Source organism: Sphaerisporangium flaviroseum, from assembly GCF_039537005.1.
GTDB classification, from domain to species: Bacteria; Actinomycetota; Actinomycetes; order Streptosporangiales; family Streptosporangiaceae; genus Sphaerisporangium; species Sphaerisporangium flaviroseum.
Map to the genome: position 1 here is coordinate 204,723 of NZ_BAAAZR010000028.1, position 12,093 is coordinate 216,815.

General features: G+C 69.2%; 10 protein-coding genes and 2 pseudogenes. 5 read left to right on the forward strand and 7 right to left on the reverse strand.

Going from position 1 to position 12,093, the window contains the following annotated elements; translation table 11 throughout:
* Positions 1-30: 30 nt before the first annotated feature.
* The gene (locus tag ABD810_RS28890) at positions 31-267 is read right to left on the reverse strand and encodes a PTS sugar transporter subunit IIB (RefSeq protein ID WP_344947320.1); all 237 of its coding nucleotides are present in this window, start codon (positions 265-267) and stop codon (positions 31-33) included.
* Between the two features lie 40 nt (positions 268-307).
* Positions 308-1,342, reverse strand: a complete 1,035-nt coding sequence (locus ABD810_RS28895) for an SIS domain-containing protein (RefSeq protein ID WP_344947323.1) — start codon at positions 1,340-1,342, stop codon at positions 308-310.
* Positions 1,343-1,500: 158 nt separating this feature from the next.
* Between ABD810_RS28895 and ABD810_RS28900 the strand changes: the two genes are divergently transcribed.
* The 3 genes from ABD810_RS28900 (at position 1,501) to ABD810_RS28910 (ending at position 4,317) form a co-directional block, all read left to right on the forward strand.
* Entirely contained in the window at positions 1,501-2,241 is a 741-nt protein-coding gene (locus ABD810_RS28900; RefSeq protein ID WP_344947326.1) for a GntR family transcriptional regulator, read from the forward strand.
* Positions 2,242-2,271: 30 nt separating this feature from the next.
* Positions 2,272-3,615, forward strand: coding sequence for a PTS transporter subunit EIIC (locus ABD810_RS28905; protein ID WP_344947329.1), 1,344 nt, complete (start codon positions 2,272-2,274; stop codon positions 3,613-3,615).
* A gap of 207 nt (positions 3,616-3,822) precedes the next feature.
* Positions 3,823-4,317: an Rv3235 family protein gene (locus ABD810_RS28910; protein ID WP_344947332.1), complete on the forward strand. Its 495-nt coding sequence runs from the start codon at positions 3,823-3,825 to the stop codon at positions 4,315-4,317.
* Positions 4,318-4,408: 91 nt separating this feature from the next.
* On the opposite strand, the pseudogene ABD810_RS41140 reads toward ABD810_RS28910, so the two are convergent.
* A pseudogene (locus ABD810_RS41140) lies at positions 4,409-4,567 on the reverse strand (SEC-C metal-binding domain-containing protein); the annotation flags it as partial.
* Between the two features lie 122 nt (positions 4,568-4,689).
* Positions 4,690-7,213 (reverse strand): annotated as a pseudogene (secA, locus tag ABD810_RS28915) (preprotein translocase subunit SecA); the annotation flags it as partial.
* A 288-nt stretch (positions 7,214-7,501) separates the two neighbouring features.
* On the opposite strand from secA, the gene ABD810_RS28920 reads away from it, so the two are divergent.
* Complete coding sequence (locus ABD810_RS28920) at positions 7,502-7,789, forward strand: HGxxPAAW family protein (RefSeq protein WP_344947341.1); 288 nt, start codon at positions 7,502-7,504, stop codon at positions 7,787-7,789.
* 125 nt (positions 7,790-7,914) lie between these two features.
* Positions 7,915-9,180, forward strand: a complete 1,266-nt coding sequence (locus tag ABD810_RS28925) for a winged helix-turn-helix domain-containing protein (protein WP_344947346.1) — start codon at positions 7,915-7,917, stop codon at positions 9,178-9,180.
* Between the two features lie 20 nt (positions 9,181-9,200).
* Here ABD810_RS28925 and ABD810_RS28930 read toward each other — a convergent pair whose 3' ends face one another.
* The 3 genes from ABD810_RS28930 to ABD810_RS28940 all read right to left on the reverse strand — a co-directional run bounded on the left by ABD810_RS28930 (position 9,201) and on the right by ABD810_RS28940 (position 12,005).
* Complete coding sequence (locus tag ABD810_RS28930) at positions 9,201-9,905, reverse strand: response regulator (RefSeq protein ID WP_344947350.1); 705 nt, start codon at positions 9,903-9,905, stop codon at positions 9,201-9,203.
* A 138-nt stretch (positions 9,906-10,043) separates the two neighbouring features.
* Complete coding sequence (hpf, locus tag ABD810_RS28935) at positions 10,044-10,712, reverse strand: ribosome hibernation-promoting factor, HPF/YfiA family (protein WP_344947353.1); 669 nt, start codon at positions 10,710-10,712, stop codon at positions 10,044-10,046.
* Positions 10,713-11,294: 582 nt separating this feature from the next.
* The gene (locus tag ABD810_RS28940; protein WP_344947359.1) at positions 11,295-12,005 is read right to left on the reverse strand and encodes a ComF family protein; all 711 of its coding nucleotides are present in this window, start codon (positions 12,003-12,005) and stop codon (positions 11,295-11,297) included.
* Positions 12,006-12,093 lie beyond the last annotated feature (88 nt).

The following is a 12,093-nucleotide window of genomic DNA, read 5'->3' on the forward strand; positions in this document are numbered from 1 at the left end:
GTCCTCCCACCTAGGCGTCCCGGCGCGGGCTCAAGCGATGATGTCGTCGATGTCGGAGGCGATCGTGTCGGCGTCGGGACCCACCACGACCTGGACGACGTTGCCCGCCGCCATGACGCCGTGGGCGCCGGCCGCCCTCAGGGCGGCGTGGTCGACCTTGGAGGCGTCACGCACCTCGGTGCGAAGGCGGGTGATGCACGGCTCGATCTCGATGATGTTGGCCGCGCCACCGAGCCCGGCGATGATCGCGTTAGCGTCTGCCGCCATTTCCGTCCTCCTCATAACGCCCCCGGCAAAGGTAACGACGTCATTCCGTCTGCGTCACCTTGTTCAGGCCGCGAGGAGAGTCGGGGTCGATGCCCCGCCTGCGGGCGAGCGCCTCGGTCAGCAGCTGCCCCGGGACGATGAGGCCCATGGGCGCCACCCACTCGGGAAGGGCCGGGCCGTTGAGCGACGCCGTCGAGGCCGCCGCCAGCTCCGCGCCACCGCCCACGGAGAACGAGGACGCCCCGGCGCCGGTGACCCGGCGGGCCAGCGCGATGGTGCCGGGCAGCGTCGGGCCCTCGTCGGCCGCCACCAGCAGCGCCGGCGTGCTCTCGTCCACGACGGCGATCGGGCCGTGCAGCAGGTCGGCGTACGAGAGGCCCATGGCGTGCAGGTAACACGCCTCCTTGAGCTTCAGCGCGGTCTCCAGCGCGGTCGAGAACGCCATGCCCCGGCCCGAGACCACCACGCCGGAGACGTGGGCCAGCCCCTCCACCACGGCGTCGAGGTCGCCCGGGTCGGCGATCAGCTCCTCGACGGCGTCCGGAACGCGGTTGAGGTCGTCGATGTCCACGTCGGCGCCGAGACCCAGGGCCAGCACGGCGAGCGCCGCGAGCTGGGTGGTGTAGGTCTTGGTGGCCGGGACGGCCTTCTCCTCGCCCGCCTCGGTGCACAGGGCCAGGTGGGCGGTCTCGGCCAGCGGCGACCGCTCCCCGCCGTTGGTGATCGCCACCGTCGAGGCGCCGCAGTCCTTGGCCCAGGCCAGGGTCTCGACGATCTCCTCGGTCCGGCCCGACTGGGAGAGCGCGACGGCGAGCACGCCGGTGAGGTCGAGCCTGCGCTTGTAGGTGGTCGCGATGGAGGGGGCGGCGAGCGAGGAGAGCCTGCCCGCGTGCGCCTCGATCAGGTAGCGGCCGTAGACCGCCGCGTTGTCGGAGGTGCCCCGGGCGATGAAGACGAGCTGGCGCGACTGCCCTGCCAGCGATTTCACCTCGTCGATCCGCGGGAGCAGGGCCTCCAGCGTGGCCCGCAGGGCGGCCGGCTGCTCGGCTATCTCGCTGCGCATCTTGGTCGTCATCCGTGCCCGTCCTTCAGCCGCGGAGGGCGAGATCGGGCCGTTATCGATCCGTCGCCGGTCCGTACGTTGACACTCATTTCTGGCATGTGGTCTAGTCCGGACTAGACCAGTACAAACCTTAACTTATTCCTGCAACGAGATCGAGAGGAGAGGACGCGGTGGCCCGGATCGACCCCGACAGCCCCGTGCCGAAGTACTTCCAGCTTCGCGAGATCCTCCTCGACCTCATCGAGAACAACGAGCTGTCGATCGGCGCGGCGATCCCCTCCGAGCGAGAGCTCTGCCAGCGTTTCGGCCTGTCGCGGATGACTGTACGCCAGGCGGTCGACCACCTGGTCTCCGAGGGACGGCTGCATCGCGTCGCGGGCAAGGGCACCTTCGTGGCCCGTCCGAAGATCGAGATGGCGCTGCGCCTGACCTCGTTCAGCGACGACATGCGGGCCCGGGGCATGGAACCCGGCTCCCGCGACCTGGACCGGCGCGTGGTCCGGGCCAGCGCCCACCTCGCACGAGAGCTCGGCATCCAGCCAGGCGAGGCCGTGCACTTCATCGAACGGCTGCGCACGGCGGACGGAGAGCCGCTGTGCATCGAACGGGCCCACATCCCGGTGTCCTTCGCGCCCGACCTGGAGTCGTTCGACCTGTCGGGCCGATCGCTCTACGCGCTGCTCGAGACGCGCCACGGAGTGGTGCTGGACGCGGGAGAGCTGACCATCGACGGTGGCATCGCCGATCCCGGCGACGCCGATCTGCTCAAGCTGCCCCGTGGCGGCGCCGTGCTGCTGCTCCAGCGCCGGTCGTTCTCGGGCGGCGTCTGCGTCGAGTTCGGGGTCTCGACCTACCGTGCCGACCGGTACCAGCTCCGCACGGTGCTGGAGATACCGACGCGGCGCAGCTAGTCCTCCCATCCCTTTCCTGGAGGAAAGCCGATGAGCTCCACCTCGGCCGACGCCGCACCGCCCGCGGCCCCCTCATCCGCCTCCGCTCTCATGGCGATCCTGTCCCGCATCGGCCGCTCCCTGATGCTGCCGATCGCCGCCCTGCCCGCCGCCGGCCTGCTGCTCCGGCTGAGCCAGGACGACCTGCTCGGCCGGACCGACAGCGCCGCCCTGGACAAGATCGCGGAGGTGGTGGGAGGCGCGGGTGGAGTGCTGTTCGACAACCTCCCCATGCTCTTCGCCATCGGCGTGGCCGTCGGCTTCGCCCGCCGCTCCGACGGATCCACGGCCCTCGCCGCCCTCATCGGCTACCTCGTCTTCGACCGGGTGTCCAAACTGCTGTTCTTCGACGCCTCCGCCGGCTTCGCCGTCCATCAGAGGGTGGCGCAGACGGTCGTCGGAGCGGACGGCCGGCCCACGGAAGTGATCAACCTGGCGGCGGGCAACCCGACCGGTGTGCTGGGCGGCATCGTGATCGGGATCACCGCGGCCCTGCTCTACCAGCGCTACTACCGCATCAAGCTGCCGACCTGGCTGGCGTTCTTCGGCGGCCGCCGTTTCGTGCCCATCGTCACGGCCTTCGCCGCGCTCCTGCTCGGCGTGGTGTTCGGGCTGCTCTGGCAGCCGGTCGGGGAGTGGATGACCGGCTTCGGCCGGTGGCTCGCCGAGCACTCGACGGCCGGAGCGGGGATCTACGGGGTCTTCAACCGGCTGCTCATCCCCTTCGGCCTGCACCACTTCCTGAACTCGATCGTGTGGTTCCAGGTCCCCGACTGCACGGTCGCGGGCAGGCAGTTCGCGGGCGACCTCACGTGCTACCTGCAGGGCGATCCCGGATCCGGCGAGTTCATGGCCGGGTTCTTCCCCGTCATCATGTTCGGCCTCCCCGCCGCCGCGATCGCGATCTGGCGTGCGGCTCCGGCCCACCGGCGCCCGGCCGTCGGCGGCATCATGATCTCGGCGGCGCTCGTGGCCTTCGTCACCGGGATCACCGAGCCGATCGAGTTCGCCTTCATCTTCGTCGCGCCGCTGCTGTTCGTGATCCACGCCCTGCTCACCGGCCTGTCGATGGCCCTGGTCGCCGCGCTGGACGGGCACCTCGGCTTCAGCTTCTCGGCCGGGGCCATCGACGCGACGCTCAACGCCACCAAGTCCAACACCGACAGGTTCTGGCAGATCATGGTCATCGGACTGATCTACGCGGTGGTGTACTACGTCGTGTTCACCTTCCTGATCAAGCGACTCAATATCATGACCCCGGGACGAGAACCGGAGGCGGATCTGGACTCCGGCGAGGTGGCCGGGCCACCGGGTTCACGCGCCACCACTCCCTGACCGCATTTTCGGACGCCCACCTCCACGGCGCGAGCCGGCCGAAACCGGAGGCCGCCGGGTCACCCAGCGCTCCAACTCGCAGTGATCTTTAACCCCCAACCCATACGAAACGCCTGCCTGAACGGGAAGTTGGCGAAGCCCGTATCACCAGGCCGGTCCGGAAACTCCTTAGTGCGTCAGGATCCACCGACGACAGCGGAGTGCCCGATGCCCCGTCCCTCCCGTCCGGCCACCCTCCCCCGGCTGCGTTACCTGCCCCCGGCCGACCCGCCCTACGACGACGAGCGGGGCTCCGGGGCCACGCCGGCGAGCCCTCCTCCGACCCAGGGGGCGCTCGCCCTCGCCTACGACCCGCCTCCTGGCGCCCGGACGCCCGTGGGCGCCGTGACCGGCTCCCTGCCCGACGAGCGCAGGCTGCGGAGCCTCGGGCAGGCCATGGCGGAGATCCTGGCGGGCAGGCGGCCGCCGAGCAGCGTCGCCGACCGCCTGACCGACAGGGCGTACACCGAGCTGGTGCGCGCAGGGAAGATGATCCACACCAGACGCCCGCCGATGGTCGGGTCGCCGCACGTCAACCAGCCGCGGGACGGGGCCGTCGAGGTGTGCGTGCTCGTCCACTGCGGCGAGCGCAGCCACGTGCTGGCGATCCGCCTCGAACGGCACGGCGTGCAGTGGCTGTGCACCGACTTCGAGACCGCATGAGCGCGTGACGACGCGAACGGCCCCGCGGCCGAAGATCGGTCGCGGGGCCGTTGGCGGGCCGTCTCAGCCCGTCACAGCGGGCCGGGGGCGGTCAGGCGTCGACGTGCTTGGGGTCGCCGTGGCAACGCTTGTACTTCTTGCCCGAGCCACAGGGGCAGGGGGCGTTGCGCTCGACGTTGCCGTAGGCGGCACGCTCCGCCGCCGTGGTGCGCACCCGGGTCTGCTCGACCTCGCCGTTCTCACCGGGAGCGGTGTAGATCATCTCAGTGGGACGCTGCGGCCGGCGCAGTGCCTTGGAGATGATCGCCCCGGCCTCGGTGACGTTGGCGTCCTGGACGGCGGACTCCTCGACGATCGGGTTCTCCTGCACCTGGATCTCCAGGTTGAACAGGTAGCCGACCGACTCCTCCTTGATGCCGTCGAGCATGGCCGCGAACATGTCGAAGCCCTCGCGCTGGTACTCGATGAGCGGGTCGCGCTGGGCATAGGCCCGCAGCTGGATGCCCTCCTGGAGATAGTCCATCTCGTAGAGGTGCTCGCGCCACTTGCGGTCGAGCACGGAGAGGATGACGCGGCGCTCGACGTCACGCATGACCTCGGTGCCGAGCTCCTCCTCGCGCCGCTCGTAGGCCGCGAGCGCGTCGGCCTTCACCCAGTCGGTGATGACCTGCGGGGTGAGGTTCTCGCGGGCGCCGCCCGCCTCGCGCTCGATCAGCTCGTCGACGGTCACCGAGATCGGGTAGAGCTGCTGGAACGCCTTCCAGAGCTTGTCGAGGTCCCACTCTTCGGCGAACCCCTCGGAGGTGGCCGCCTGGACGTACCCCTCGACGACCTCGGAGACGAAGTCGCGGACCTGCTCGTGCAGGTCGGCGCCCTCCAGAACCCGGTGGCGCTCGGCGTAGATCACCTTGCGCTGGCGGTTCATGACCTCGTCGTACTTGAGGACGTTCTTGCGGATCTCGAAGTTCTGCTGCTCGACCTGGTGCTGGGCCGAGGCGATGGCCTTGGAGACGATGCCCGACTCGATCGGCACGTCCTCGGGGATGTTCAGCCGCGTCATGATCATCTCGACGCGGGCGGAGTTGAACAGCCGCATGAGGTCGTCCTCGAGCGACAGGTAGAAGCGGGACTCGCCCGGGTCACCCTGACGGCCGGAGCGGCCACGGAGCTGGTTGTCGATACGCCGCGACTCGTGGCGCTCGGTGCCCAGAACGTACAGACCGCCGAGCTCGGTGACCTCGTCGTGCTCGTTCTTGACGGCTTCCTTGGCCTTCTCCAGCGCCTCGGGCCACGCCTTCTCGTACTCGTCGGGGGTCTCCGACGGGGACAGGCCGCGCTGCTGGAGCTCGATGTCGGCGCGGAACTCGGAGTTGCCGCCGAGCATGATGTCGGTGCCTCGACCGGCCATGTTGGTGGCGACGGTGACGGCGTGCTTGCGGCCCGCCTCGGCGACGATCGTGGCCTCACGCGCGTGGTTCTTGGCGTTCAGCACCTCGTGCACGACGCCGACCCGCTTGAGCATCTTGGAGAGCCGCTCGGACTTCTCGACCGAGGTGGTGCCGACCAGGACCGGCTGGCCCCGCTCGTAGCGCTCCTTGATGTCGAGCACGCAGGCGTTGAACTTGGCGTCCTCGCTCTTGTAGACCACGTCGGCCTGGTCCTTGCGGATCATCGGCATGTTGGTCGGGATCGGGATGACGCCGAGCTTGTAGGTCTGGTGGAACTCGTTCGCCTCGGTGGTGGCCGTGCCGGTCATGCCGGCGAGCTTGCCGTAGAGGCGGAAGTAGTTCTGCAGGGTGATCGTGGCGAGGGTCTGGTTCTCGTCCTTGATCTTCACCGACTCTTTGGCCTCGATGGCCTGGTGCATGCCCTCGTTGTAGCGGCGCCCATGCAGCACGCGACCGGTGAACTCATCGACGATCAGGACCTCACCGTCGACGACGATGTAGTCCTTGTCCTTCTTGTAGAGCTCTTTCGCCTTGATCGCGTTGTTGAGGAAGCCGACCAGGTGGGTGTGCTCGGGCTTGTACAGGTTGTCGATGCCCAGCCAGTCCTCGACCCGCTCGACACCGGCCTCAAGGACGCCGACCGTGCGCTTCTTCTCGTCGACGATGTAGTCGCCGGTGCTCTCCTCGCCGTCCTTGCCCTCGACGCCGCGGCGGAGGCGCGGGACGATCTTCGCGAACTCCTGGTACCACTTGCCGGACTGCTCGCCGGGGCCGGAGATGATCAGCGGCGTGCGGGCCTCGTCGATGAGGATGGAGTCGACCTCGTCCACGACCGCGAAGTGGTGGCCGCGCTGGACGCACTCCTCCAGGGACACCGCCATGTTGTCGCGCAGGTAGTCGAAGCCGAACTCGTTGTTCGTGCCGTAGGTGATGTCGGCGTTGTACTGCCTGCGGCGCTCGTCGGGCTGCATGTTCGCCAGGATCACGCCGACCTCGAGCCCGAGGAAGCGGTGCACCCGGCCCATGGTGTCGGCGTCGCGCTTGGCGAGGTAGTCGTTGACCGTGACGACGTGGACGCCCTTGCCGGCGAGCGCGTTGAGGTAGGCGGGCAGCGTACAGGTCAGGGTCTTGCCCTCACCGGTGCGCATCTCGGCGATGTTGCCGAGGTGCAGCGCGGCACCGCCCATGATCTGCACGTCGAAGTGGCGCTGGCCGAGCACCCGGCGCGCGGCCTCGCGCACGGCCGCGAACGCCTCGGGAAGCAGATCGTCGAGCGACTCGCCGTCGGCATGGCGCTGCTTCAACTCATCTGTCAGCGCGCGCAGCTCGGCGTCGCTCAAGCTCGTGAAGTCGGCCTCGATGGAGTTGACCTGCTCGGAGATCCGCTTCAGCTTACGCAGGACCTTGCCCTCGCCGGCGCGAAGAATCTTGTCGAGAATGGCTGGCACTTTTTGTAAAGCTCCTCGCAGGTCTGACCGCGGCCCGACGGCCGGGACATGAGGACAGACATGGTTCCCCGTAGCCATGGTAGGCGGTTTCACCACCGGACACAGCCATCGTCAACGACGCTGTTCGGGCCCCGAAGGTTCCCTGATGCCCTCACCTGAGGCCTTTACCGGGCACGGCCTGCGGGAGGGAGAGCCAGGTTGTATATCGTGCGATGGTAAGGGGAGGGAATCTTTGCCTCGTGGCGCCCCTCTTACAGCACGGGAATTGAACAAGATCAAGGAGTCAGGATGGCCGAGAGCGCACCGGCGCAGGCACACAGCGGGCAGTCACACGCGGGGAGACCCACATCGTGGCTCGCCGTCACCGTGATCCTGCTCGGCTTCACCATCGGCGGTGTCGCCCTGGTGATGGGCCCCAACTGGTTCCTGTTCTGGATCGGTGGCGGCGTCATCGCCGTCGGCGGCGTGCTGGCCCTGGTCTTCGACATCTTCTCCGATGTCATCGAGGACGCTCCCCGTGACATCGCCGTCCAGGAGCACCACTCCCCCTTCGAGCGTCGCGGCGACCACGCCTGACCGCTCGGGGATTCCGTTCGCCCCCATCGTGCCGAGGCGCCCGTGGGGGCGTCCATCTCCGAGCGCGGGCACCCGGGCGACACCTATGTAACGGTTTTGTCGGTGCCACGTCCTACCATCGGGTCATGCCGAACGGTCTCCCCGCCCCCGTGCTAGAGCTTTCCGCCGACGAGGCGCGCCGGGTCATCCTCCGCGCCCAGGGGTTCCTGGGCGCCGACTCCCGCCGGGGCGGGGTGACCGCCATGCTGCGCCGCCTGGCCGCCGTGCAGCTCGACACCATCTCGGTGCTGGCCCGCTCCCACGAGCTCGTGGCGTACGCGCGGCTCGGCTCGGTGGGCAGGGCCAAGGTGGAGCGGGCCTACTGGCATGACCCCGCCCTCGCCTTCGAATACTGGTGCCACGCCGCCTGCGTCCTGCCGATCGACGACTGGCCCCTCTATGCGTTCCGCCGCCGGGCCTACCGCGAGCGGCGGTTCCGCTGGCACGAGGTCCCGCCCACGATCGACAAGGTGCTGGAGCAGGTCAGGAGCGAGGGGCCGCTGACCACCACCGACCTCGGCGGCGCCAAGAACGGCGGCCCCTGGTGGGACTGGTCCGACGTCAAGATCGCCGTGGAGTTCCTCCTCGACATCGGCGAGGTCGTCTGCACGCGCAGGGTCGGCTGGCGCCGCGTCTACGACGTGGCCGAGCGGGTCGTCCCCTCCGCCCTCCTCGGCCAGGAGCTCACCGACACCGAGTGCGTCGTGCGGCTGGCACGCGTCGCCGGCATCGCGCTGGGAGTCGCCACCCGCGCCGACCTGGTCGACTTCCTGCGCCTGAGAGGCGCCCACACGGCGATGCTCGACCAGGCCCTGCTCGACGGCACGGCCGGGCTCGTGCCGGTGCGTGTGGCGGGCTGGGCCGGTGGGCGCGACGGCCGCGCGACGGCCGCCGGTCCCAACGCCTGGGCCGATCCCGCCGCGCTGGAGACCGCGCCGCGCGGCCGCCACCGCACGACTCCGCTGTCCCCGTTCGACTCCCTGGTGTGGGACCGCGCGCGCACCGAGCGCGTGTTCGGCTTCACCCACAGGCTCGAGGCGTACGTGCCGAAGGAGAAGCGCGTCCACGGCTACTTCACCATGCCGGTCCTGGCCGGCGGCCGCCTGATCGGGCGGGTCGACCCCGCGCGTGACGGGTCGACGTTCGTCGCAAGGCAGGTGGGCTTCGAGCCGGTCACCGGCCGTGCGGCGGGCGCCGTCCGCGCCGGCTCGGTCGAGGCCATGGCCGAGGCGCTCTGGGAGGCGGCGGCCTGGGTCGGCTGCGACGACGTGCGCGTCGAACGGGTCGGCGCATCGGACCTGGCCGCACCGCTGGAGGCGGCCCTGCGGCGGGCCCCCACCGGTCTCGTCTGATCGGTGGGGGCCCGGCCCGCTCAGGTGATCTCGAGGAGGCGTTCCCGCACGGCGTAGACCACGGCCTCCATCCGGGAGTGGAGCTGCAGCTTCTCCAGAATGTTGCGTACGTGGTTCTTCACGGTGTTCTCTGAGATGAACAACTGCTTGGCGATCTCGCGGTTGTTCATGCCCTTGGCGACCAGGCGCAGGACTTCCATCTCGCGTTCGGTCAGCCGGGGCACAGGAAGCTGCGGCGGGCGCTCGGCCTCCTTGCGGCTCATGTTGGCGAACTCGGTGATGAGCTTGGCCGCCATGGCCGGGTTGATGAGCGACTGGCCTTCGTGCACGCCGCGGACCGCGTCGGGTACCTCGTCGATCTGCACGTCCTTCAGCAGGTAGCCGGTGGCTCCCGCCTTGATCGCCTCGAAGAGGTCCTCTTCCTCGTCGCTCACGGTCAGCATGACGATCCGTGCGCTCGGCACCGATGCCTTGATGACCTTGGTCGCCTCGATGCCGCCCTGACGCGGCATACGGACGTCCATCAGAACGACGTCGGGGAGCAGGCGGTCGGCGATCTCGACCGCCTCCTGCCCGTCGCTGGCCTCACCGACCACTTCGATGTCCGGCTCCGCGGTCAGCGCCAGCTCCAGGCTCCGCCGGATCAACGCGTGATCGTCAACGATCAGCACGCGGATCGGCTCGTCGCGCCCGGAGCGGCCGGCCGTTTCGTCGGTCTGCGTCACGCCTCCTCCTCGTGGGGAGCCAGATCGCGCCAGGTAGGTCGATCCCTACCGCGCGACGCTCCCGCGCCGTCGGAACCGCCATCATTACATGGGATTCCGGCGCGCGGGCGTGGTCGAGAGGATCTTCGAACGCGTTGGTTACTGTTCTACGAGCCGCATCACGCCATAGGCGTACCCGACGCGCCGGTACACGACGCTGGGGTGCCCTGACTCCTTGTCCCTAAACAGGTAGAAGTCGTGCCCGACGAGCTCCATCTCCAGCAGTGCCTGGTCGATGGTCATCGGATCGGCCTCATGGAACTTCTCGCGGACGACGAGGGGGCCGTCGCCGTCCATCTCGATCGGAACGATGGGTTCCTCGTACGCGGCGTCGTGTGGCGACCTGTCGGTCTCGTATCTCTCCTGAGCCTGGGGCTCCGCGGGAAGCGGCTGCGGCAACGGCTCGTAGGTGTCGGCCAGGGCGGAGGTCAGTTCGGCTACCGATGGGGGGCAGTGGTTACCGTGGTGGACCTTCCGGCGATCGGCGATGCGCCGAAGCCGTCCTTCGAGCTTGCCGAGGGCGATGTCGAGTGCCGCGAAGCGGTCGTCGGCGGATGCTTCCGCCCGGACCGCCGGGCCTTTGGAGTGAATCGTCAACTCCACCCGTTCGCGCTCGTCGGTCGCCCGCACGTTCGCTTCCTTGGACACCTCCACGTCCACTCGTATGAGCTTGTTGTCCAGTCGTTCGATCCTGGCCAGTTTCGTTGTCACATGATCGCGGAACCGGTCACTCACACTGGTGTGCCGTCCCTTGACGATGATGTCCACTCAAAGGCCCCCCTTCGTCTCGACTGCGAGGAGGACACCCGCTCGGCCGACCTGGTCTTCGTCCCCACATCCGCCTGCTGAGGGGTTCGCGGCTCAGTCGCCACTACTGCCCTTCTCTTCTGTCGGAGGACATCTGGACCTCCGGGAAGGCAGGACTTACCTCTAAGCCGCACCGTGATCGGTCGACGAAGAGTCGCCTTACGTGGGCCGTTTCGCCTGCGGCTGGCATCGGCTAGCCATTCCGGTCCCCTTGAGGGGGTCGGTCCGGCGCAACCACGGACCCGAACGGGTGCCATGCTCGAACGCTAGTCGCTACCGGCCCGAATGTCAGCCGTGGGATCGACTAAAGGATCACTTTAAGTGATTTGCTTGGGGCTCCCGGGGGGGTCGCGCGCCTGAACGTCGGTGTCGCCGGGGGCCGTGTGCGAAGGCTTCCAGCGTCGGTTGAGCAGGGAGGTTCGACGACGGCGCCAGCAACATGTGACTACGGGGGTAGGTTTACGATTTGACGAATTCATTACTCTTCGTAATCTTTAAGAGTTGGATCTATCCCGGGCGTGTCGCGCCCCTGTCCCATTCCGGTCAGCCTTCCCTCCGCCGGGTGGCGGCCAGCGTGATCGCGAGCGGGACCGCGACCCCCGCGTGGCGCAGCGCCCCGGCGGCCTCGGCCAGGGTGGTCCCGGTGGTGACGATGTCGTCGACCAGCGCCGCGACCGGCTCTGCCCGTCCCCAGAAAGCGCGCTGCCTGGCCTGCGCCGCCCTGCGTACACCGAAGGCCCCGGCCAGGTTGGCGGCTCTCTGCGCGGCGCTGAGGCCCGCCTGGTCGCGGACGCGCCGCCGCTGCTCGAGCACCGGCGCCAGGGCGATCGGCCAGCCCCGCGCCCGCAGGCCCCGCACGGCGAGCGCCGCGAGCCGCCCCACGGGATCATGGCCGCGCTGTCGTACGGCCCTGCGCGAGCTGGGGACGGGAACGAGAACGAGCGGCCGGTCACGCCCGCACGGCCAGGCCGGCGACGCCCGTGCCGCCACCAGAGTGGACACCAGGCACGCGGCGAGCGGCCGGGCCAGCGCCGTGCGGCCCCGTTCCTTGTACGCCAGGATGGCCCGCCGGGGCGCTCCCTGGTAGTCGGCGGCCGACCAGCAGTCGGGCAGCCCTGGAGGTGGTGAGCTCGGCCACCTCGGCCGGGGGTCGTCGTGGAACTCGGCCGCGCAGGCGGGGCAGAGGACGGCGCCAGGGCGCGCGCACCCGGCGCAGCTCGGGGGCAGGATCACGTCGAGGAAGGCGTTCGGCACCCGGCCACCATGCGACCCGCCACCGACAGGACCGCGGGCCGCCCCAGGACCTGTCCACAACCCTCGCCGGGTCCAGGACTTTTCCACA